The organism is Pseudomonas sp. FG1 (assembly GCF_034313875.1).
Classification (GTDB): domain Bacteria; phylum Pseudomonadota; class Gammaproteobacteria; order Pseudomonadales; family Pseudomonadaceae; genus Aquipseudomonas; species Aquipseudomonas veronii.
Map to the genome: position 1 here is coordinate 6,573,618 of NZ_JAVIWP010000001.1, position 21,269 is coordinate 6,594,886.

The window sequence follows — 21,269 nt, forward strand, 5'->3', positions numbered from 1 at the left end:
TCCCACATTTGATCGGTAGAGGTCCAGAGAAACAGCCACTTGCCATTTGTGCTGATGATACGCATTATCATTAACTACAAATCGGTCCGGTATCGCTGTGAGCCAATCTCGCTTCAACCAAGTCTTTCTCACCCAACGGGTGATTCTGCTACGCACCTTGCAGCGGATGGTGAACAACCACAGCACCGCCGAGGACCTGTTGCAGGAAACCTACCTGCGCGTGACCCGGGCCCTGGGCGAGCGGCCGATCGATCACCTCGAACCCTTCGTCTACCAGACCGCGCGCAACCTCGCGCTGGATCACTTGCGTTCACGCAGGATACAGGCGCGCACACTGCAGGAAGATGTCCCGCTGGACGTCCTGCAAAGCGTCGCCGCCCCCATCAGCACGCCCGAAGACGCGACCCAGGCCGAGCAACTGCTTGAGCACCTGAGCGTCAGCCTCGGCCAATTGAGTGCCCGCCAGCAACGGATTTTCATCCTCAGCCGCCTGCATGGTTGCAGCTACCAGGAGATTGCCGATCAATTGGAAGTGTCCTTGAGCACGGTGCAAAAGGAACTGAAATTGATCATGGCCATCTGTGTAGGTGTGGCCGAACGGCTGGATCAGCCTTAAGCTTCACCCGACAGAAATGTCGACCCAGGCTGTAGGAAAGATAAATAGAACGTGGCGAAGACCCGAGGCACACCGTGACCGACCCGAATAAACTGCGCCCCCATGCGCTGGCTCATGAGGTGTTGCAAGACCCGGCGATGGACCAGGCCCTCGACTGGCTGATCGCCCTGCAGTGCCCGCAACCCGGGCAGCAGGCCGCGTTCGAAGCCTGGCTGGCCGGCGACCCGGCGCGCGTCCAGGCCTTCGGCAAAGCCCAGGCCGCCTGGGGCGGGGCGCCCGTCCACAGCGCCGCCGTCGCGCTGGCCGCACCGCGCAAACCCGGGGCCTGGCGCCGTATCAAACCGCATTGGAAACCACTGGCCACCGCCGCCGTGTTGATGCTCGGGCTGTTCAGCTTCAGCAACCTGCCGGTACGCCTGCAAGCCGACCACCTCACTGTGGTGGGTGAGCGCCAGCGCCTGCAATTGGATGAGGGCTCGAACGTCCTGTTGAACACCGATTCGGCGTTCTCCAGCACCACCCGGGATCACCAGCGCATCGCCCGCCTCTACCAAGGCGAAGCGTTTTTCGAGGTAACGCCCAACCGCGGCCTGCCCCTGGAAGTCGACGCCGGCCCGGTGCGCGCCAGCGTGCGCGACACCGCATTCGCCGTGCGCTACCTCAACGGCGAAGCGCAGGTGCAGGTGCAGCGCGGCGACGTCGACCTGAGCAACACCTTCGACGATGCCCGCGTGCGCCTGAGCGCTGGGCAAAGCATCCGCATCGGTCCCAAGGGCTTCGGTCAACCCGCCAGGCTCGACGCCAACAAGGACCTGGCCTGGGTCCAGGGCCGGTTGATCTTCGAAAACCGCCCGATGAGCGAAGTGCTCGCCGAATTGCGCCGCTACTACCCCGGCTGGATCGTCAACACCAACGACCAACTCGCCAGCGTCGCCGTCACCGGCAACTACCGCCTCGACCAACCGTTGGACGTAGTGCGTTCCCTGGCCCACATCACCTCGGCCAAGCTCTCTGAATACCCGGCCTTGGTGATCCTGAACTAAATGAGAATTATTTTTACTCGATAGACCTCGGCTGTACGTCTCGTCTTAGCCAATGCAACTGATTCCTATTTGAACCAGTGCGCAACTATAAGACTCGTACTTCCGGAGCGCTCTCGATGTCCTCTCGTTTCAATCGCCGGTCTTCTTCACCCGTGCTGTCCTTGCTGACCGCCGCCCTCCTGCTGGCCGGTACCCCGCTGACGGCCGCCGCCGCCGAACCGACCGCCCGCAGCCACGGCAACTACAGCTTCAGCATCGAACAGCAGCCACTGGTTTCGGCACTCAATGCCTTCACCGCCGTGACCGGCTGGCAAGTCGGCCTGCCGGCGGAGCTGGGCCAAGGCGTGTCGTCCCCTGGCGTGCGCGGTGCGCTGTCGCCGGAAAAAGCCCTAGAGCGCTTGTTGGTGGGGACCAACCTGGGCTACCGCAAACTCGGCAACAGCAACATCGTCCTGGAAAAGCGCGCTGCCGGCGGTGTCCTCAACCTGCAACAGGTGACCATCAGCGCCACCCGTAACGAGCAGGACGTCAACAGCGTACCGAACACTGTCAGCGTGCATGATCGCCAAACCCTGGACCGCCAGAACGTCAACACGATCCGCGAGCTGGTGCGTTACGAGCCGGGCGTCTCGGTCGGTGGCGCCGGCACCCGTGCCGGCAATGCGGGCTACAACATTCGCGGTATCGACGGCGACCGCATCCTCACCCAGGTCGATGGCGTGGAAGTGCCGGACAACTTCTTCAACGGCCCCTACGCCAAGACCCGTCGCAACTACGTCGACCCGGAAATCGTCAAGCGCGTGGAAATCCTGCGCGGCCCGGCGTCGGCCCTGTACGGCAGCAGCGCCATCGGCGGCGCGGTGAGCTATTTCACCCTCGACCCGGACGACATCATCAAGCCCGGCCAGGACGTCGGCGCCCGCCTCAAGACCGGCTACAGCTCCGCCGACGAGAGCTGGCTGACCTCCGCCACCGTCGCCGGCCGCGTACAGGACGTTGACGGCTTGTTGCACCTGAGCCAGCGCAACGGCCATGAAACCGAAGCCTACGACGGCAACAACGCCACCGGCCTGGCCCGCACCGGCGCCAACCCCGAGGAGGCGCGCACCACCAACGTGTTGGCCAAACTGGGCTGGAACTATGGCGATGACAACCGTCTGGGCCTGACTTACGAGAAGTACAAGGACGATCGCGACGTCAACCTGAAGAATGCCGTGGGTGGCCCGTTCGTCGGTGGTCAAGGTTTCAATCTCTACCGTGACCGCCGGGGCAACGACACCATCACCCGCGAACGTTTTGGCCTGGAAAACACCTTCGCCCTCGACTCGCCCGTGACCGATCGCATCAAGACCAGTCTCAATTACCAGATCGCTAAGACCGACCAGAGCACCGCAGAAATCTACCAGGCCGGCCGTCGGGTATTGCGCACCCGCGACACGCTTTACGAAGAAAAACAGTGGGTATTCGATGCCCAGCTGGACAAGGCATTCAGCCTCGGCGAAACCGATCACCAAGTGACCTACGGCACCACGCTCAAGCAGCAGAAAGTCACCGGCTCCCGCGAGGGCGCAGCTACTTGCCTCGCCGTCGGCGCCGGTTGCACAGCCATTGGCGCGCCCAGCCCAACGGCCAGCGACAGCGTGAAGAAGGCCAGCGACTTCCCCGACCCGACCATCAACACCTATTCGTTGTTTGCCCAGGACCAGATCGCCTGGGACAAATGGACCTTCCTGCCCAGCCTGCGTTATGACTACACCCAGCTCAAACCCAAGCTGACCCAAGCGTTCCTCAGTACCGTCAACCCGACCGGCCAATACCCGGTGAGCGACAAGGAAAAAACCTGGCACCGTGTCACCCCCAAGTTTGGCCTGACGTATGCCCTGACCGATCACTACACCCTGTTTGGCCAATACGCCGAAGGCTTCCGCACGCCCTCGGCCAAGGCGCTGTACGGACGTTTTGAAAACCTGAACCTGGGCTACACCGTCGAGCCCAACCCCAACCTCAAGCCGGAAACCAGCAAAGGCATCGAAACCGGGATTCGCGGCAAGTTCGCCGCAGGCTCCTTCGACATCGCGGTGTTTTACAACAAGTACCGCGACTTTATCGACGAAGACAACGCGGTCGTCGGCGGCACCGTCGAACAGTTCCAGGCCGTCAATATCAAGCGCGCAACCATCAAGGGCGCGGAAGCCAAGGGCCGCTTGAACCTCGACGCCTTCGGGGCGCCTCAGGGCCTGTATACCCAGGGGTCGATTGCCTACGCCTACGGGCGCAACGACGACAGCGGCGAGCCACTGAACAGCGTCAACCCACTCAAAGGCGTATTCGGCCTGGGTTACGAACAGGACAACTACGGTGGCCTGCTGAGCTGGACCCTGGTGAAGAAACAAGACCGTGTCGACAGCAAGACCTTCTTCGCGCCCGACGGCGACAGCGCCAACGGCCCGTTCAAGACCCCAGGCTTCGGCATCCTCGACCTGACCGGCTTCTATAAAGTCACCCGCGACGTGACCCTCAACGCCGGCCTCTACAACCTGACCGACAAGAAGTACTGGAACTGGGATGACGTGCGCAGCTACGACAGCGTCGGCGAAGCCGGTGTCACCGGCCCGGCCAACCTCGACCGCCTGACCCAGCCCGGTCGCAACTTTGCGATCAATGTGATCTGGGACATCTGATCAATCCGCCTCGCCTCGCCGGAATCAATCACCGGCGAGGTGAGGATTTTTTACTGTGCCGCGTCTTCTTGTTCGTCTAGTTACTAACCGCCCAGCCATGCCTCAGGGCAACACGGCGCTCCCTTCACAAGGACTTTGTCATGACCGCTTCGCCTTCCGCAGAACGCCCAAGCCTGCGCTCCCAGCGCCTGAACCAGATCACCAGCGAGCCGCACACCCGGCTCGATGCGCTGGTCAAGGCGCACGCGCCGTTTGAAACCCGACCCAACTTCGCGCGCTTCGTGGTGGCGCAGTACCTGTTCCAATCGGAACTGGTGGCGCTGTACAACGATGCCGCGCTGATCAAGATCGTCCCCGACCTGGCCGAGCGCTGCCGCGCCGACGCCGCCAGGCTGGACCTGGCCGACCTGGACACTGACGTGCCGGCCGCCGTCCCCGGCGCCGTGCAGAACCCGAGCCAAGCCGAAGCCCTGGGCTGGTTGTTCGTCTCCGAAGGCTCCAAGCTGGGCGCGGCGTTCCTGATCAAGCGCGCCGTGGCCCTGGGCCTGAGCGAAACCTTCGGCGCCCGCCACCTCGGCGAGCCGGCCGGCGGCCGCGCCGACGGCTGGAAGCGCTTCACCCGCACCCTCGACGGCCTGGAATTCAGCGCCGAAGAAGAAGCCGATGTGGAAAAAGGTGCGCTCAATGCGTTTATGCGCTTCACGGTGTTGCTCGAACAGGCATACGCTACCGCCCCTGAGCTGGCCTGATATTCGATTGAAATGCGTAATCGGTGGGAGGGGCGGTGCGACGATTCGACTTGCTCCCGATAGGGGTGGGTCAGCCATGAAAATGATGGCTGACACGCCGTCATCGGGAGCAAGTCGAATCGTCGCACCGCCCCCCCACACTTGGATCTCATGCCAAGCTGAATAATTGTTTTCCCCGACTTGCACACACCCATGACCGGCAAATCCCCATCCACCTCGAGAATCGCCCGGCTCCTCTTCGGCCTGCTGGCCTACGTCAGCCTGGGTATCGGGTTGGTGGCGATTGTCGTGCCGGGCTTGCCCACCACCGAATTCATCCTGCTGGCTGCCTGGGCCGCCACCAAAAGCTCGCCGCGCCTCAGCGCCTGGCTGGAAAACCACCGCCTGTTCGGGCCGATCCTGTTCAACTGGCGCAACGGCAAGATCATCGCGCGCCGCGCCAAAATCAGCGCCACCGTCAGCATGCTGTTCTGTGCCCTACTGATGCTGCTGACGCTCGATCACGGCTGGCCGATCTACCTGACCATCGCCGGAATGAGCCTGGGCAACCTGTGGATATGGTCCCGCCCGGAACGGCTCGCACGCCCCGCATAGCGCGGGATGTAGGCGTTTTCCTACCGTTCATCGCCTCCCTCTCATGAAACCCCTGGCTGCGCCGATGCTCCGGATAAGGCGCCGAATGGACTTGGCCCAGCTCGCATACCAACAAGCCCATCCGTGAGTGAACCTATGTTCGATACCCTCTCCATCCGCTTGAAAATCGTGCTGCTGTCCGGCCTCTGCCTGCTGGGAGTGATTGCGCTGGTGGTCGGCATGAATATTTACAATACCGCGCAGAACAATGCGCTGGTCAGCGACTCAAGCTCACGGATGCTCACCGCCAGTGTGCAACAACTGCTGCAAGCCAAGGCTGCCGAACAGGCGGTGCAACTGCAGCGAACCTTCGGCGACAGCCTGGTGGCGCTGACCGCCCTCGCCGACCAGGTCAAAGACCTGCGCACCCTGGCCGCCAAGCGCTCCCTCGAACCGGGCGCGCTGCGTGAAGAACTCAACCAGAGCCTGAAAACCGCGTTTGAACGCAACAGCAAGGTGCTGGGGATCTGGATGTCGTTCGAGCCCAATGCGCTGGATGGCAAGGACAGTGAGTTTATCGACGACAAGGCGCGTGTCTCCAACGATAAAGGCCGTTTCTCCAGCTACTGGAGCCGCGCCGGCGGCGAAGACTTGAACACCATCATGGTCGAAGAGGACCTGAACAAAACCACCCTCAACCTCAACGGCACCCCCTACAACATCTGGTACACCTGCCCACGGGACACCCGTCGCGCTTGCCTGCTGGACCCGTATGAAGACACGGTGGGCGGCAAGACTGTATTGATGACCACCATCGCCCTGCCGTTGCTGGTAGACGGCAAACTCATCGGCGTCCTGGGCGTCGACATTGCCCTCAATGCCTTGCAAGCCAGCACCGATGTTGCACAGAAAGACCTGTTCAACGGTATGGCGCAGTTGGAGATTATCTCCAGCACCGGTTTGATCGCCGCCTACAGTGGCGAACCGGCCAAGGTCGGCAAGAACCTGATCGACACCCTGGGCGCCGAAGGCAAAGAGATCGTGCAACTGCTGGGCAGCGACAACCGCACGATTCTCGAACAGGAAAACACCATTCGCGCGGTGTACCCGCTCAAACCGCTTGCCGACGCCAAGTCCTGGGGCATAGTGATCAAGCTGCCCAAGGCCGTACTGCTGGCCGACAACGTCAAGCTGCAAGCCGTACTCGACAAGGCTCAGGCCAGCGGCACGCTCAAGGCCTTGCTGGTCGCGGCCGTCGCCGCATTGCTCGGCCTGCTGCTGGTCTGGCTGACCGCCACCGGCGTGACCCGGCCGATCAACAGCGTGGCTGCCATGCTCAAGGACATCGCCAGCGGCGACGGCGACCTCACCCAGCGCCTGGCCTACTCCAAGAAAGACGAGCTGGGCGAACTGGTGACCTGGTTCAACCGTTTCCTCGACAAGCTGCAACCGACCATCGCGCAGATCAAGCAAAGCATCAGCGAAGCCCGTGGCACGGCGGACCAGTCTTCGGCCATTGCACGCCAGACCAGCGAAGGCATGCAGGTGCAGTTCCGCGAGATCGACCAGGTGGCCACGGCGTCCAATGAAATGAGCGCCACCGCCCATGACGTCGCCAACAGCGCCTCCAACGCCGCCAGCGCGGCGCGCGGGGCCGATCAGTCGGCGCGCGAAGGCATGTCGATCATCGAGCAGAGCACCCGCGATATCACCACCCTCGCCGACGAAGTCAGCAAGGCCGTGAGCGAAGTCGAAGCACTGGCCGTCAACAGCGAGCAGATCGGTTCAGTGCTGGAAGTGATCCGCAGCATTGCCGAGCAGACCAACCTGCTGGCGCTCAACGCCGCCATCGAAGCGGCACGCGCCGGGGAAAGCGGGCGCGGGTTTGCGGTAGTGGCCGACGAAGTACGCAACCTGGCCAAGCGCACCCAGGATTCGGTGGAGGAAATCCGCCAGGTGATCGAACGCATCCAGAGCGGCACCCGTGGCGTGGTGGCGACCATGCATTCGAGCCAACAGCAGGCCCAGAGCAATGCCGGGCAGATCCATCAGGCCGTGCAGGCGCTGGGCAAGATCAGCGACGCAGTGACGGTGATCAGCGACATGAACCTGCAGATCGCCAGCGCCGCCGAACAACAGAGCGCAGTGGCCGAAGAGGTCAACCGCAATGTGTCGGCGATCCGCACCGTGACCGAAACCCTCACCGGCCAGGCTACGGAATCGGCGGCAATCAGCAGCCAACTCAATGCACTGGCCAGCCAGCAGATGAAACTGATGGATCAGTTCAGGGTGTAAACAACACTGTAGGAGCGAGCTTGCTCGCGAAGAACGTCAACGATCACGCGTGCATCCTGAATGAACGCGGTGCCCTTGAGTTTTTCGCGAGCAAGCTCGCTCCTACAGGCCGGTCCAGGCCGTGACAAACGCCGCCACATCCTCGATCACGCGTGCATCCTAGATGAACGCGGTGTCCTTGAGTTTTTCGCTGTAGGAGCGAGCTTGCTCGCGAAGAACGTCAACGATCATGCGTGCATCCTGGATGAACGCGGTGTCCTTGAGTTTTTCGCGAGCAAGCTCGCTCCTACAGGCCGGTCCAGGCCGTGACAAACGCCGCCACATCCTCGATCACGCGTGCATCCTGGATGAACGCGGTGCCCTTGAGTTTTTCGCGAGCAAGCTCGCTCCTACAGGCCGGTCCAGGCCGTGACAAACGCCGCCACATCCTCTTTCGGCGCGGTACGCGGCGGGTTCTGCGGGGTGCCCAGGTAGAGGAAGCCAATGACTTCCTCGCCCTCTTTCAGTCCCAGCCCCTTGGCCACATGGGCCGAGTAGGACAAGTCCCCGGTGCGCCACACCGCGCCAATCCCCTGGGCATAGGCCGCCAGCAGGATGCCATGGGCGGCACAAGCCGCCGCCAGCAACTGCTCGGATTTCGGCACCTTGAAGTGTTCCTGCTGGCGGGCAATCACCACTACGACCAGCGGCGCGCGCAACGGGCCGTTCTGGGCCTTGTCGAGGACGGCCTGCGGCGCGTCGGGGTCTTGCAGGCGGGCGGCTTCGACCAGCAACGTGCCCATCTGCTCACGGGCCGCGCCTTCCACGGTGAGGAACCGCCAAGGACGCAACTGGCCGTGGTCGGGCGCACGCATGGCCGCGGCGAACAGCACATCACGCTGCTCCTGGGTCGGTGCCGGTTCCAGCAGGCGCGGCACGGAAACACGGTTGAGCAAAGCGTCGAGAGCCTGCATTGGCCACCTCCAGAAAAAAATGTGCGGTCATTCTAGCGGGAATGGACCGGGATGCCATCAAACGATAATTGCTCTTATTCAAACCGCCCCGCCCTGTTAGACTTTGCGACCTTATTTTCCGCCTTTGCTCAGGAAACTCGATGCTCCGTTCGCTTCTTCGCCTGTCTGCAGGACTGATGGCCATGAGCCTGGTTGCCTGCGATGACGCCCCCCGGTTTACCCAGGCTGAGCCGGGGGAAGCGCGGGCCGGCGGGGCAACGACGGTGAACAAACACGGCCAGAACGCCTTTTCCCTGCCCTCGGCCAACCTGTCGCCAACCCGCCGCCTGGATTTCAGCGTCGGCAACAGTTTCTTTCGCAGCCCCTGGGTGATCGCGCCTTCCACCACCACCGCGCGCGACGGCCTGGGGCCGCTGTTCAACACCAATGCCTGCCAGAACTGCCATATCAAGGACGGCCGTGGCCACCCGCCACTGGCCGACGCGCAGAACGCCGTGTCGATGCTGGTGCGCCTGTCGATCCCGGATGCGCCGCCGTATGCCAAGCTCATCGAGCAACTCGGCGTAGTGCCCGAGCCGGTCTACGGTGGGCAGTTGCAGGACATGGCCGTACCCGGCGTGGCGCCGGAGGGCAAGGTGCGGGTCGACTACACGCCGGTCAACGTCACGTTCACGGACGGCAGCGTCGTCGAACTGCGCAAGCCCAACCTGCAGATCACCCAACTCGGTTACGGCCCGATGCACCCGGACACGCGCTTCTCCGCACGCATCGCCCCGCCGATGATCGGCCTGGGCCTGCTCGAAGCGATTGCCGACGCAGATATCCTGCGCAACACCGACCCGAAGACCGCCGACAAAGACGCCATCGTCGGCCGCGCGAACTGGGTCTGGGATGACGCCCGGCAAAAAGCCGTGCTCGGACGCTTCGGCTGGAAAGCCGGGCAACCCAACCTCAATCAACAGAACGTTCACGCGTTTTCGGGGGATATGGGCCTCACCACGTCGCTGAGACCCGTCGATGACTGCACCGACGCCCAGGTCGCCTGCAAACAGGCGCCCAACGGCAATGGCCCCGATGGCGAGCAGGAAGTCAGCGATAACATCCTGCGCCTGGTGCTGTTCTATACCCGCAACCTGGCGGTGCCCGTGCGCCGCGACGTCGACGCACCACAGGTGCTGACCGGGAAGAACCTGTTCTACCAGGCCGGTTGCCAGGGGTGTCATACGCCGTCGTTCACCACGGCGGCCAATGCTGCCGAACCTGAACTGGCCAACCAGGTGATTCGCCCCTACAGCGACCTGCTGTTGCATGACATGGGCGACGGCCTGGCCGACCACCGCACCGAATTCAAGGCCAGTGGCCGCGACTGGCGCACGCCACCGTTGTGGGGCATCGGCCTGACGCAAACCGTCAGTGGCCACACCCAGTTCTTGCATGACGGCCGCGCCCGCAACCTGCTGGAAGCCGTGCTCTGGCACGGCGGTGAAGCACAAGCGGCGCAGCAGCATGTGTTGTCCTTCAATGCCGAGCAGCGCGCTGCACTGCTGGCGTTCCTGAACTCTTTATAAGCTTCGCCCCACTTACAGAAGGGAGCTCGACATGTTCCGTCCCAAGTTGTTGTTCACCAGCCTGGCCGCCCTCGCGCTCGGTGCCTGCTCGCCGCAAGACCCGCAAGCGGTGACCTCGGCCGCCATCGCCAAGCAAGTGATCTTGCCGACCTACAGCCGCTGGGTGGAAGCCGACCGTCAACTGGCCGTCAGCGCCCTGGCGTACTGCCAGGGCAAGGAAAGCCTGGACACCGCTCGCGCCGACTTCCTTCACGCCCAAAAAGCCTGGGCCGAACTGCAACCGCTGCTGATCGGCCCGCTGGCCGAGGGTAACCGTTCGTGGCAGGTGCAGTTCTGGCCGGACAAGAAAAACCTGGTGGGTCGCCAGGTCGAGCAACTGGTCGCCGCCCAGCCGCAGATCGATGCGGCCGCCCTGGCCAAATCCAGCGTAGTGGTGCAGGGCCTGTCGGCCTATGAATACATCCTCTACGACGCCAAGACCGATATCGCCGACGCCGCCCAGAAAGCCCGCTACTGCCCGCTGCTGACGGCCATCGGCGAGCGCCAGAAAGCCCTGGCCGAAGAGATCCTGGCCAGTTGGAACAGCACCGACGGCATGCTCGCGCAGATGAGCAAGTTTCCCAACCAGCGCTACGCTGATTCCCACGAGGCCATTGCCGACCTGCTGCGCGTACAAGTGACCGCACTGGACACCCTGAAGAAAAAACTCGGCACGCCGATGGGCCGCCAGACCAAGGGCATCCCGCAGCCGTTCCAGGCCGACGCGTGGCGCAGCCAGTCGTCCCTGCGAAGCCTGGAAGCCAGCCTTGCCGCGGCCCAGACCGTGTGGGTCGGCGTCGACAACAAAGGCCTGCGTGGCTTGTTGCCGGCCGATCAAAAGGCCCTGGCCGAGAAGATCGACGCCGCCTATGCCGCATCCCTGAAACTGTTCGCCAGCAACCAGCGCACCCTCAACGAATTGCTCGGCGATGACGCCGGACGCCAGCAGCTCAACGATCTCTACGACAGTCTCAACGTCGTCCACCGCCTGCACGAAGGCGAGCTGGCCAAGGCGCTGGGCATCCAACTGGGCTTCAACGCCAACGACGGTGACTGATGATGCTCAGGCGACAGGCTTTGGCCATTGGCAGCGCGTTGCTCGGCGCACTCACGCTGGGCGGTTGGACGTTGTTCAAGCAGAAAGACAAGGGCCCGCTGCTGCTCTCGGCGCGGGATGATGCAGACGGCAAACACTATGCTGTCGGTTATCGCCTGGACGGCCAGCGGGTGTTCGCCACCCAGGTCGGCCAGCGCTGCCACGACATCATCAACCACCCGACGCTGCCGATCGCGCTGTTTGTCGCCCGTCGCCCAGGCACCGAGAGTTACCTGATCGACCTGCGTGATGGCGCGCTGCTGCAAACCATCACCGCGAATGCAAACCGCCACTTCTATGGCCACGCGGTAATCCATAAAAGTGGCGACTGGCTGTACGCCACCGAAAACGACACCTCCGATCCGGGCCGTGGCCTGCTCGGGGTGTACCGGTTCGAAGGCGAACGGCTGGTGCATAGCGGCGAGATTTCCACCCATGGCATCGGCCCGCACCAGGTGGCGTGGATGCCCGACGGCGAAACCCTGGTGGTGGCCAACGGCGGCATCCGCACCGAAGCCGAAAGCCGCGTGGAAATGAACCTCAACGCCATGGAACCGAGCCTGGTGCTGATGCAATGCGATGGCAGCCTGATCAGCAAGGAAACCCTCGGCCAGCAGATGAATAGCGTGCGCCATATGGGCATCGCCAGCGATGGCACCATCCTCACCGGGCAGCAGTTCATGGGGCCGTCCCAGGAGCGCTCCGAGTTGCTTGCGATCAAGCGGCCGGGGCAGCCATTCATGGCGTTTGCGGTGGCCGACGAGCAGTTACAGGCGATGGCGCACTACACCGCCAGCGTCGCGGTACACAGCGAATTGCGCCTGGTCGCGTTGACCGCACCGCGCGGCAACCGCTTGTTTATCTGGCACATCGACAGCGGCGAGCTGCGCCTGGATGGGCCGTTGCCGGACTGTGCGGGCGTGGGTGCGGTGGCGGACGGGTTTGTCGTGACCTCCGGCCAGGGGCGCTGCCGGTTCTATGACTGCCGCCAGGCACAGCTGAGCGCAACACCGTTGGAATTGCCAGCCGGGCTTTGGGATAACCATCTGCATCTGGTCTGACGGTCAGGCTCGGCCCGCGCTGCGCCCGACGGGCAAATCGCTGGCGAAAAAAAAAGGGCCTCGTCTCACAAGGCCCTTTTTGGGTGGTTTTGATCGTTTCAACTTTGTGGCCCCACCCCTCGAGACATCCCGAACATGAACAGCAGCAGGTCATGATCGGGCTTGACCGTCGCATTCGCCTTGGCGATGCGCGGCAGCAGGCATTGCCCGCTGCCTTGCACCGCACTGAGGACCTGTGTCCGAGGCTGTTCCCATGCAGCCAGGGCCAGGGCAGCAACGCCCAACGCCCCGACCAGAAACAGACCTCGAGCTATTTCTAGCTTCATTTGGTTAAACCCTTGATAGCGCTGCCAAACGCCGTCTCGTAAAAGTAGCTGAGTTTTGCCCAGTCGCCATCGCTCCACGACGAATGGCGGCGCAGTTGCAGCATGTCATGGGAGGCGGCTCGATAAGCGGTCAGGCGCTGGCGGCATTTCTCGAAGTCCAGCAGCGCGACTTCCACGTTGGCCGAGTCGGGCTCACCCGTAACGCGCACAAAGATATGCTTGATGTACAAGCAACCGTGTTGCCAGCGACCTTTGTGCATGCGCGCCAATGTCGCCGCCACCTCTTTGAGTACACGCTCGTGTACCGCTTCGCCGTACTGTTCACGGCCACCGGCGGCGTACCATTTTTCGATTTCGTCGAAACCGTCCAGCGAAGCCGTCACCAACAATGCTTTCCATTGGTGTTGCGGATCACGACGCGCCTCGCAGAACACCATCTCCGGCACCCGCACATTCAGCGCGCGCAGGCCTTTTAGAGCATCCCGTTCGCGCAACACGGTCGGGCGCCCAAACGGATGCAGCCAACTGCGGTAGATATGCCCGGTCTGACGTTTGCTGTAGAGCAAACGCCCGGTGGGCCCCATCACACGCTGCACGCCACTTTCACCGCCACGCCGACGATTAGGCTCTTCGACCCACTCGCCCTGCTGGCGCCAGAAATACTCAAATCGCTCTTCGGGAGCTACATGACTGCCTGCTACGCACTCAACTGCCATCCTGTTACCTCTTGCGCAATACATATACTCGCCACATGGCGTAGAGCGGAATGAAGTCCAGGGACTCCTGAACACGGAAACCGGCCTGCTCAAACTCTGCCTCGACAGTAGCAGCCGGTAACACGAACCGGTTTTGGTAACCTTCCTGCTCACCTTTCCTACGACGTTTTACTTCAGCACGCTTGCGTTTCCAGGCCTTGAAGTTGCCATCCACCCACAGCGAGATGATCACGCTGTCGCGGGTAACACGATGAAACTCCTGCAATATCGCCAAGCGGTGCTTAGGCTCACCAATGTGGTGCATCAGGCGCATGCAGAAGATGCTGTCGACCGCGTTATCAGGCAAATCGATATCAAAGGCGGATGTCTGCAAAGGGCGTACCCGTTTGACCACGTCCGCCGGCTGGGCGACCATCGCGACCTTCAACATCGACTCCGAATTATCGGCGCCGATGATCACCCGGTTGGGTTTTTCCGCCAGCAACGGCCAGAAACGCCCGGCCCCGCAAGGCAAGTCCAAGACCAGGCCAGGTTCACCGGCCATGGCCAACGCACCGCGCGCCAACTGCTCGTCACGTTTGTGGGACAGCCGGCGAGCTAAATTGTCCTGATGTTTGAGCAAATAACTCTGCGCATGCTCTTCGTCGTACTTATCGGAAAATTCGAGCTTGATCGGGGTAGGCATCTTACGTCTCCGTTTACTGATGCCTACGACCTTAAGTTGCAGACTGTGATCAATAGGTCAACTCGTTGTGAAAAACTTGTCCTGTCCAGATTCATACATGTCAAGACTTTACCGACACAAATGATAGCAACGGGCTATCTACGACGAATTACACTGATCGTTGCCAGCATAGCGGTAGCACACACGGTCAGGATTTGACCTGGCTCAGTTGGACGTGAAAGCGGCAACCATTGGGTTCCATGGTGCTCAGGCTGACGCTCCAGCCTTGGTTTTCGCAGATCCGCTGCACCAGCGACAGCCCCAGGCCAAGGCCTTCGCCGCGTTTTTCGCTGCCGCGCACGAAGGGCTCGAACATGGCTTCGCGCTTGTCTTCGGGAATGCCGACGCCGGAGTCTTCCACCACAAAACCACTCGGTTCCAGGGTGAGCCGGATAAAGCCCTGCTCGGTGTAATGCAGTGCATTACGCAGCAGGTTGCCCATCACCGCATGCAGGAAGGTGGTGTTATAGCGGGTATCCAGGGGGTTGCCCGGCTGGTAGATCAGTTGCAGGCCTTTTTGCTCGATCGGCTCACGCCAGATGCCGAGCAAATCATCCGCCACCTGGGTGAGGGTTACCCGGGGGGACATGGTGGCGTCGTTGTGTTGGGCGCGTGCCAGCATCAGGAAGGTCTGCACCAGTTCGCGCATTTCTTCACAGGCCCTGGCGATACGCAGCACCTGGTTGCGCCCACGCTCGTCGATGGCCGGGTTTTCCAGCAGCAGCTCGCAGGAACTGGCCAATACCATCAACGGCGTGCGCAATTCGTGGCTCACATCACTGGTAAACAACTGCTCGCGGGACAGCGCCTGGCGCAGACGGCCCAATGTGGCGTCGAAGGCCACGGCCAGCTCGCCCACTTCATCGGCGGCGTAATCCGGTGCCAGGGGCGGCGCCAGGCCGAGCAACTGGTCACGATGACGCACCTGGCGCGCCAGGCGCACCACCGGTGCCATCACCTTGCGGGCCAGCACCCAGCCGAGGAAAACCGCCAGCGCCAGGCTGAGCACGAAGCCCACCAGCACCACCGCGAACAGCACGCGCTCACGCTCTTCGAAATCGCTCTGGTCTTGCAGCAGCACGTAACGCCGACCATCGACCACTTCGACCATAGCGTGGTACGACAACGCCTCGCGGAACACTTCATGAAAACCCGGATCCAGGTGCCGCAGGTCCTTGGGCAGCTCGAAATCCCCGCGCCCGCCGCTGAAATAGAACAGTTGGTCCGGCTCGGGTCGGTGGCTCCAGTCCTCGACGCTGTCCATCAGCAGCAGGCGCTGCAAGTCGCCGCCCAAACCTGCCGAAATCAGCTTCTCTTCCACCAGATGCACCGTCGCGATGATCCCCATCGCGAAGGCGCCCGCCACCAATGCGCTCATCAAGGCAAAGGCGATGATGATCCGCTGGGCAAGGCTTTGCTTAAACTCCATCACGACCCTCGGCCAGGCGGTAACCCACACCGTGTACCGTTTGCAGCAATGGTTTGGCGAAAGGTTTATCGATCACTTGGCGCAACTGGTGGACGTGACTGCGCAGGCTGTCACTGTCGGGGCAATCATCCCCCCATAGGGCTTCTTCGAGAATTTCCCGACGCAGCACATGGGGACTTTTCTGCATCAACACCGCCAGCAGCTTCAGGCCCACCGGGTTGAGCTTGAGCAGGCGCCCTTCGCGGGTGACTTCCAGGGTATCGAGGTCGTAATGCAGGTCGGCCACCTGCAGGGCACGGCGTCCGCCCCCCTGGGCGCGGCGCAGCACGGCTTCGATGCGCGCGGCCAGTTCCGACAGGGCAAACGGCTTGAGCAAGTAGTCATCAGCGCCGGACTTGAAGCCCTGCAGGCGATCATCCAACTGATCGCGGGCGGTGAGCATGATCACCGGCGTATCGCGGCGCGCATCTTCGCGCAGGCGTTTGCACAGGGTGTAGCCATCGATGCCGGGCAGCATGATGTCGAGTACGATCAGGTCGTAGTGCTCGGTGGCAGCCAGGTGCAGGCCCGACAAACCGTCCTGCGCGCAGTCCACGGTGTAACCTTTGAGCCCCAGATAATCGGCCAGATTGGCCAAAATATCGCGGTTGTCTTCAACCAATAAAATTCGCATGGGCAGTGTCTCCGTACTTTCGTGCCAGCCGTGTGTTGGCTCGCGCAGCTTAAGGCCTAGTGGGGCTCAGGGATAGAGCTGAGCGCTGCGCAGATAAACGATTTCAACCGATTAAAGAGTTGAACGAGTTTTTCACTATAGCTTCACAAACTGACTACAGTGCCAGGCCGAAGATCGCCCCCATCGATCTAAGGAAGTTGGACATGGGGTTTCTCAAAACGGCGCCTATGCGCTATTTGCTGTTGGTAACCGGTGCCTGGCTGGTTGTTTTCCTGCTCACCCGCAGCGTACTGCTCATTACGCATCTGGATGAAGTCGGCGGCAATCTGCTGCCGGTGTTTGGCGTGGGCCTGCTCTATGACCTGGCTTTTCTAGCCTATGCCGCCCTCCCTCTGGGGCTGTACCTGTTGCTGTGTCCGCCCGCGCTGTGGCGTCGCCGTGGCCATCGCTGGTTCCTGCAGGCAGTGCTCACCGTCAGCCTGTTTGCAATGCTGTTCACCTCGGTGGCCGAATGGTTGTTCTGGGATGAGTTCGGCGTGCGCTTCAACTTTATCGCCGTCGACTACCTGGTGTACTCCGACGAAGTACTGAACAACCTGCTGGAATCCTACCCCATCGGCAAGTTGCTCAGTTTGCTGGCGATGCTGGCTGTCGTGCTGAGCCTGGCCCTGCGCAAGCCATTCAATGCGGCAATGAACGCCCCGCTGCCGCCCATGCGCGGCCGTTTGTTGAATGCCTTGGCGCTGTTGGTCGTCGCGGGCCTGAGCCTGCAACTGATCAGCCAGGACAGCCCACGCGCCCAAGGCGGCAATGCCTACAAGAACGAACTGGCGAGCAATGGCCCGTATCAGTTTTTCGCCGCGTTCCGTAACAACGAGCTGGATTACTCACAGTTCTACAAGAGCCTGCCAACCGAGATCGTGGCCAAGCAGTTGCGCGCCGAACTCAGCGAGCCCAATGCGCGCTTCATCGGCCAGGACCCACTGGATATCCGCCGTGCCATCACCCACCCGGGCACGCTGCGCAAACCCAACATCGTGCTGGTGACCATCGAAAGTTTCAGCGCCAAATACATGGGCAGCAATGGCGACGGGCGCAACCTCACGCCGAATCTCGACGCCTTGCGTCAACAAAGCCTGTACTTCAACAACTTCTACGCCACCGGCACCCGCACCGACCGTGGCCTGGAGGCGATCACCCTGGCCATCCCACCGACGCCGGGACGCTCCATCGTCAAGCGCATTGGTCGGGAGAGCGGCTTTGCCAGCCTGGGGCAACAACTCACGGCCATCGGTTACGACAGCGTGTTTGTGTACGGCGGGCGCGGTTATTTCGACAACATGAACGCGTTTTTCAGCGGCAACGGTTATCGCGTCGTAGACCAGAGCAGCGTGCCCGAGTCGGAAATCTCGTTCAAGAATGCCTGGGGCATGGCGGACGAGGATCTGTACAAACAGACCCTGAAGCTGGCCGATGCCGACTACGCCAAGCAGCAGCCGTTCTTGCTGCAACTGATGACCACCTCCAACCATCGCCCCTACACCTACCCGGACGGGCGCATCGATATCAAATCCGGCAATGGCCGCGACGGCGCGGTGAAGTATACCGACCATGCCATCGGCCAATTCCTGGAAGCGGCGCGTCAGAAGCCATGGTTCGATAACACGATCTTCGTCTTCGTCGCCGACCACACCGCCGGCAGTGCAGGCAAGGAAGACCTGCCCATCACCAACTATCAAATTCCACTGTTCATCTATGCGCCGAAGCTGATCGACGCACGGGAATCGGCGCAACTGGCCAGCCAGATCGACCTGGCGCCGACCCTGCTGGGCCTGATCAACCTGAGCTATGAATCGACCTTCTTTGGCCGTGACCTGTTGCAGGACAACCCATTGCCCCCTCGGGTCGTGGTCGGCAACTACCAGCACCTGGGGCTGTTCGACGGCAAAAACCTGGCGATTCTCAGCCCACGCCAGGGTCTGCGTCGCCACGACGAGGCGCTGGGTAAAAGCCAGGAGTTGCGGGTCGGCAGCGATGACCCGCTGATCCAGCGGGCAATCACCTACTACCAGGCCGCCAGTTATGATTTCAAACAACAACTGCTGAGCTGGAAAGCGCCCAAGGAAGAGGCCCCGGCATTAAGCACGCGCTAACCAAAACGTCCCGTACAGCCGAGTACGGGACTTTTTTATCAGGGTTTACCATGCAATCCCCACCTGTTGTTCCGGTTTCCAAACCTCTCAATTTCTGGCTGTGCCTGGGCATCCCCGCCGGTGCTGTGCTGCTGATGCTATTGCTGCAGCTGACATCGCTGGACATGGACCTCACCAAGCAGTTCTACAGCGCTGCGGGTGGCGGCTTCATCGGGCGTTACAGCTTCTTCCTTGAAGACATCCTGCATGACCGCGCCAAACAGATGGTCATCCTGTTCTCGGTGCTGGCCATTCTGGGGTTTGCCGGTACCTTTATCCTCCAGCGCCTCAAGCCGTACCGCCGCGAACTGGGCTGCCTGGTGTTGTCCCTGGGACTGGCCACGGCGTTCGTCTCGCCGTTGAAAACCGTCACCGCCGTGCAATGCCCGTGGAGCCTCAAGGAGTTCGGTGGCCAGGAAACCTACAGCGAACTGCTGAGCCCTCGCCCGCCCACCGATAAACCTGGGCGCTGCTGGCCCGGCGGACATGCGGCAACCGGGTTCGCCCTGTTCGCCTGGTTCTTTGCGCTACGGGATCGTCGGCCGCGGATGGCGCGCAAGGCGTTCATCTTTGCCGTGGCGCTGGGCAGCGTGTTTTCCGTGAGCCGCATGGCACAGGGCGCGCACTTCTTTTCCCACAATGTGTGGACGGCGATTTTCTGTTGGCTGATCTGCCTGGGGCTGTACTGCCTGATACTCTATCGGCCATCGAAGGTCAGGGTGTCAGAAGTGCGTGCATTGAATACGTAGACCGGCCAACCACTTCAGTTACCTCCCTCCCTTTACACACCCGCATAAAAAAACCCCGCCTGCATCGCTGCAGGCGGGGTTTTTCAGTCGCCGGGTAAGGCTGGCTTACATCATGCCGCCCATGCCACCCATGCCGCCCATGTCTGGCATACCGCCGCCAGCCGAGCCTTCTTTCTTCGGTGCTTCAGCAACAGCGGCTTCGGTGGTCAGGATCAGACCGCCGATGGAGGAAGCTGCTTGCAGCGCCGAACGAGTCACCTTGGTAGGGTCCAGGATGCCCATTTCGATCATGTCGCCGTATTCGCTGGTTGCCGCGTTGTAACCGAAGTTACCTTTACCGTTCTTCACAGCGTTAACCACAACGCTTGGCTCGTCGCCGCTGTTGGCAGCGATCTGACGCAGCGGTGCTTCAACGGCGCGACGCAGTACAGCGATACCCACGTCCTGATCGGCGTTGTCGCCTTTCAGGTCCAGGATGGCTTCCAGGGCGCGGATCAGTGCAACACCACCGCCAGGTACCACGCCTTCTTCAACGGCTGCGCGGGTTGCGTGCAGGGCGTCTTCAACGCGGGCTTTCTTCTCTTTCATTTCAACTTCGGAGCCAGCGCCAACCTTGATCACTGCAACGCCGCCGGACAGCTTGGCCAGACGCTCTTGCAGTTTTTCACGGTCGTAGTCCGAGGAAGTTTCGGCAACCTGGGCACGGATCTGAGTGATGCGCGACTGGATGTCCTGATCTACGCCAGCACCGTCGACGATGATGGTGTTTTCCTTGGAGATGGTCACGCGCTTGGCGCTGCCCAGGTTTTCCAGGGTGGCGCTTTCCAGGCTCAGGCCGATCTCTTCGGAGATAACGGTACCGCCGGTCAGAACGGCGATGTCCTGCAGCATGGCCTTGCGACGGTCGCCGAAGCCTGGAGCCTTGACGGCTGCAACCTTGACGATGCCACGCATGTTGTTCACAACCAGAGTCGCCAGGGCTTCGCCTTCAACGTCTTCGGAAACGATCAGCAGTGGGCGGCCGGCCTTGGCAACGGCTTCCAGCACCGGCAGCATTTCGCGGATGTTGGAGATTTTTTTGTCGACCAGCAGGATCAGCGGGCTTTCCAGCTCGGCAACCATGGTTTCTGGCTTGTTGACGAAGTACGGGGACAGGTAGCCACGGTCGAACTGCATGCCTTCTACAACCGACAGTTCGTTTTCCAGGCCAGTGCCTTCTTCAACGGTGATCACGCCTTCTTTACCGACTTTTTCCATGGCTTCGGCAATGATGTCGCCGATGGAGTTGTCGGAGTTGGCGGAGATGGTACCCACCTGAGCGATAGCCTTGGTGTCAGCGCATGGCTTGGACAGGTTTTTCAGCTCTTTGACGATGGCGATGGTCGCCTTGTCGATGCCGCGCTTGAGGTCCATCGGGTTCATGCCGGCAGCGACGGCTTTCAGGCCTTCGTTGACGATCGACTGAGCCAGAACGGTAGCGGTGGTGGTGCCGTCGCCTGCGTCATCGTTGGCACGGGAGGCAACGTCTTTGACCAGCTGCGCGCCCATGTTCTCGAAACGGTCTTCCAGTTCGATTTCTTTGGCGACGGAAACGCCGTCCTTGGTGATGGTCGGAGCGCCGAAGCTCTTCTCGATGATCACGTTACGGCCTTTAGGGCCCAGGGTCGCTTTTACTGCGTCAGCCAGGACGTTGACACCGGTGAGCATTTTCTTGCGGGCGGAATCGCCGAATTTAACTTCTTTAGCAGCCATTATCGATATTCCTTAAATACTTTGTAGTAACGGG

The 21,269-nt window shown here is 61.6% G+C and carries 20 protein-coding genes; 11 read left to right on the top strand and 9 right to left on the bottom strand.

Annotation, left to right across the window (positions count from 1 at the left end; all coding sequences use genetic code 11):
* The first annotated feature begins 97 nt into the window (after positions 1 to 97).
* From RGV59_RS30290 to RGV59_RS30315, 6 genes are all read left to right on the top strand, one after another.
* Positions 98 to 616 (top strand): RNA polymerase sigma factor, encoded by a 519-nt coding sequence (locus tag RGV59_RS30290; RefSeq protein ID WP_126585442.1) that lies wholly within the window; start codon positions 98 to 100, stop codon positions 614 to 616.
* Between the two features lie 74 nt (positions 617 to 690).
* Complete coding sequence (locus RGV59_RS30295; RefSeq protein ID WP_017846096.1) at positions 691 to 1,659, top strand: FecR family protein; 969 nt, start codon at positions 691 to 693, stop codon at positions 1,657 to 1,659.
* A gap of 116 nt (positions 1,660 to 1,775) precedes the next feature.
* Positions 1,776 to 4,340: a TonB-dependent receptor gene (locus RGV59_RS30300; RefSeq protein WP_026139917.1), complete on the top strand. Its 2,565-nt coding sequence runs from the start codon at positions 1,776 to 1,778 to the stop codon at positions 4,338 to 4,340.
* 140 nt (positions 4,341 to 4,480) lie between these two features.
* Entirely contained in the window at positions 4,481 to 5,089 is a 609-nt protein-coding gene (locus tag RGV59_RS30305) for a biliverdin-producing heme oxygenase (protein ID WP_017846098.1), read from the top strand.
* A 192-nt stretch (positions 5,090 to 5,281) separates the two neighbouring features.
* On the top strand, positions 5,282 to 5,683 hold the full coding sequence (locus RGV59_RS30310) for a YbaN family protein (protein WP_126585443.1): 402 nt from the start codon (positions 5,282 to 5,284) through the stop codon (positions 5,681 to 5,683).
* A gap of 135 nt (positions 5,684 to 5,818) precedes the next feature.
* Positions 5,819 to 7,957 (top strand): methyl-accepting chemotaxis protein, encoded by a 2,139-nt coding sequence (locus tag RGV59_RS30315; protein ID WP_017846100.1) that lies wholly within the window; start codon positions 5,819 to 5,821, stop codon positions 7,955 to 7,957.
* Between the two features lie 159 nt (positions 7,958 to 8,116).
* Here RGV59_RS30315 and RGV59_RS30320 read toward each other — a convergent pair whose 3' ends face one another.
* From RGV59_RS30320 to RGV59_RS30330, 3 genes are read right to left on the bottom strand one after another with little or no spacing between them, the layout of a single operon-like run.
* Complete coding sequence (locus tag RGV59_RS30320; RefSeq protein WP_158244680.1) at positions 8,117 to 8,269, bottom strand: hypothetical protein; 153 nt, start codon at positions 8,267 to 8,269, stop codon at positions 8,117 to 8,119.
* Positions 8,244 to 8,372: a hypothetical protein gene (locus RGV59_RS30325; RefSeq protein ID WP_262377347.1), complete on the bottom strand. Its 129-nt coding sequence runs from the start codon at positions 8,370 to 8,372 to the stop codon at positions 8,244 to 8,246. The genes RGV59_RS30320 and RGV59_RS30325 overlap by 26 nt, the downstream gene beginning before the upstream one ends.
* The gene (locus tag RGV59_RS30330; RefSeq protein ID WP_126585444.1) at positions 8,347 to 8,910 is read right to left on the bottom strand and encodes a nitroreductase family protein; all 564 of its coding nucleotides are present in this window, start codon (positions 8,908 to 8,910) and stop codon (positions 8,347 to 8,349) included. The genes RGV59_RS30325 and RGV59_RS30330 overlap by 26 nt, the downstream gene beginning before the upstream one ends.
* A gap of 140 nt (positions 8,911 to 9,050) precedes the next feature.
* On the opposite strand from RGV59_RS30330, the gene RGV59_RS30335 reads away from it, so the two are divergent.
* Genes RGV59_RS30335 through RGV59_RS30345 form a run of 3 tightly spaced genes read left to right on the top strand, consistent with a single transcriptional unit; the run spans position 9,051 to position 12,674 of the window.
* Positions 9,051 to 10,478 (top strand): di-heme oxidoredictase family protein, encoded by a 1,428-nt coding sequence (locus tag RGV59_RS30335; protein ID WP_102617321.1) that lies wholly within the window; start codon positions 9,051 to 9,053, stop codon positions 10,476 to 10,478.
* A gap of 31 nt (positions 10,479 to 10,509) precedes the next feature.
* A complete protein-coding gene (locus tag RGV59_RS30340; protein ID WP_017846103.1) occupies positions 10,510 to 11,574 on the top strand; it encodes an imelysin family protein in 1,065 nt (354 codons plus the stop codon).
* A 2-nt stretch (positions 11,575 to 11,576) separates the two neighbouring features.
* Positions 11,577 to 12,674, top strand: a complete 1,098-nt coding sequence (locus RGV59_RS30345; RefSeq protein WP_102617343.1) for a DUF1513 domain-containing protein — start codon at positions 11,577 to 11,579, stop codon at positions 12,672 to 12,674.
* A 98-nt stretch (positions 12,675 to 12,772) separates the two neighbouring features.
* Here the strand turns inward: RGV59_RS30345 and RGV59_RS30350 are convergent, their stop codons facing one another.
* The 5 genes from RGV59_RS30350 to colR form a co-directional block, all read right to left on the bottom strand.
* Positions 12,773 to 13,000 (bottom strand): hypothetical protein, encoded by a 228-nt coding sequence (locus RGV59_RS30350; RefSeq protein ID WP_017846105.1) that lies wholly within the window; start codon positions 12,998 to 13,000, stop codon positions 12,773 to 12,775.
* Positions 12,997 to 13,716, bottom strand: coding sequence for a lipopolysaccharide kinase InaA family protein (locus RGV59_RS30355; protein ID WP_026139920.1), 720 nt, complete (start codon positions 13,714 to 13,716; stop codon positions 12,997 to 12,999). Before RGV59_RS30355 ends, RGV59_RS30350 begins: the two co-directional genes overlap by 4 nt.
* Before the next feature lie 4 nt (positions 13,717 to 13,720).
* Entirely contained in the window at positions 13,721 to 14,401 is a 681-nt protein-coding gene (locus RGV59_RS30360) for a class I SAM-dependent methyltransferase (RefSeq protein WP_017846107.1), read from the bottom strand.
* A gap of 187 nt (positions 14,402 to 14,588) precedes the next feature.
* On the bottom strand, positions 14,589 to 15,869 hold the full coding sequence (locus tag RGV59_RS30365; RefSeq protein ID WP_017846108.1) for a sensor histidine kinase: 1,281 nt from the start codon (positions 15,867 to 15,869) through the stop codon (positions 14,589 to 14,591).
* On the bottom strand, positions 15,859 to 16,542 hold the full coding sequence (gene colR / locus RGV59_RS30370; RefSeq protein ID WP_016975511.1) for a two-component system response regulator ColR: 684 nt from the start codon (positions 16,540 to 16,542) through the stop codon (positions 15,859 to 15,861). Before colR ends, RGV59_RS30365 begins: the two co-directional genes overlap by 11 nt.
* A gap of 203 nt (positions 16,543 to 16,745) precedes the next feature.
* Between colR and RGV59_RS30375 the strand changes: the two genes are divergently transcribed.
* Both RGV59_RS30375 and RGV59_RS30380 read left to right on the top strand, forming a co-directional pair.
* Positions 16,746 to 18,695 carry an LTA synthase family protein gene (locus tag RGV59_RS30375; RefSeq protein WP_102617320.1) on the top strand — a complete coding sequence of 650 codons (1,950 nt, stop codon included), beginning with the start codon at positions 16,746 to 16,748 and terminating at the stop codon, positions 18,693 to 18,695.
* A gap of 50 nt (positions 18,696 to 18,745) precedes the next feature.
* Complete coding sequence (locus RGV59_RS30380; protein ID WP_017846110.1) at positions 18,746 to 19,483, top strand: phosphatase PAP2 family protein; 738 nt, start codon at positions 18,746 to 18,748, stop codon at positions 19,481 to 19,483.
* Positions 19,484 to 19,588: 105 nt separating this feature from the next.
* Here the strand turns inward: RGV59_RS30380 and groL are convergent, their stop codons facing one another.
* On the bottom strand, positions 19,589 to 21,235 hold the full coding sequence (gene groL / locus RGV59_RS30385) for a chaperonin GroEL (protein WP_017846111.1): 1,647 nt from the start codon (positions 21,233 to 21,235) through the stop codon (positions 19,589 to 19,591).
* Positions 21,236 to 21,269: the final 34 nt, after the last annotated feature.

Bases quoted from the DNA above. Each gene is read 5' to 3' on its own strand.
- RGV59_RS30300 (WP_026139917.1), top strand. From the start codon at position 1,776: ATGTCCTCTCGTTTCAATCGCCGGTCTTCTTCACCCGTGCTGTCCTTG.
- RGV59_RS30305 (WP_017846098.1), top strand. From the start codon at position 4,481: ATGACCGCTTCGCCTTCCGCAGAACGCCCAAGCCTGCGCTCCCAGCGC.
- RGV59_RS30310 (WP_126585443.1), top strand. From the start codon at position 5,282: ATGACCGGCAAATCCCCATCCACCTCGAGAATCGCCCGGCTCCTCTTC.
- RGV59_RS30315 (WP_017846100.1), top strand. From the start codon at position 5,819: ATGTTCGATACCCTCTCCATCCGCTTGAAAATCGTGCTGCTGTCCGGC.
- RGV59_RS30330 (WP_126585444.1), bottom strand. From the start codon at position 8,910: ATGCAGGCTCTCGACGCTTTGCTCAACCGTGTTTCCGTGCCGCGCCTG.
- RGV59_RS30335 (WP_102617321.1), top strand. From the start codon at position 9,051: ATGCTCCGTTCGCTTCTTCGCCTGTCTGCAGGACTGATGGCCATGAGC.
- RGV59_RS30340 (WP_017846103.1), top strand. From the start codon at position 10,510: ATGTTCCGTCCCAAGTTGTTGTTCACCAGCCTGGCCGCCCTCGCGCTC.
- RGV59_RS30345 (WP_102617343.1), top strand. From the start codon at position 11,577: ATGCTCAGGCGACAGGCTTTGGCCATTGGCAGCGCGTTGCTCGGCGCA.
- RGV59_RS30350 (WP_017846105.1), bottom strand. From the start codon at position 13,000: ATGAAGCTAGAAATAGCTCGAGGTCTGTTTCTGGTCGGGGCGTTGGGC.
- RGV59_RS30355 (WP_026139920.1), bottom strand. From the start codon at position 13,716: ATGGCAGTTGAGTGCGTAGCAGGCAGTCATGTAGCTCCCGAAGAGCGA.
- RGV59_RS30360 (WP_017846107.1), bottom strand. From the start codon at position 14,401: ATGCCTACCCCGATCAAGCTCGAATTTTCCGATAAGTACGACGAAGAG.
- RGV59_RS30365 (WP_017846108.1), bottom strand. From the start codon at position 15,869: ATGGAGTTTAAGCAAAGCCTTGCCCAGCGGATCATCATCGCCTTTGCC.
- colR (WP_016975511.1), bottom strand. From the start codon at position 16,542: ATGCGAATTTTATTGGTTGAAGACAACCGCGATATTTTGGCCAATCTG.
- RGV59_RS30375 (WP_102617320.1), top strand. From the start codon at position 16,746: ATGGGGTTTCTCAAAACGGCGCCTATGCGCTATTTGCTGTTGGTAACC.
- RGV59_RS30380 (WP_017846110.1), top strand. From the start codon at position 18,746: ATGCAATCCCCACCTGTTGTTCCGGTTTCCAAACCTCTCAATTTCTGG.
- groL (WP_017846111.1), bottom strand. From the start codon at position 21,235: ATGGCTGCTAAAGAAGTTAAATTCGGCGATTCCGCCCGCAAGAAAATG.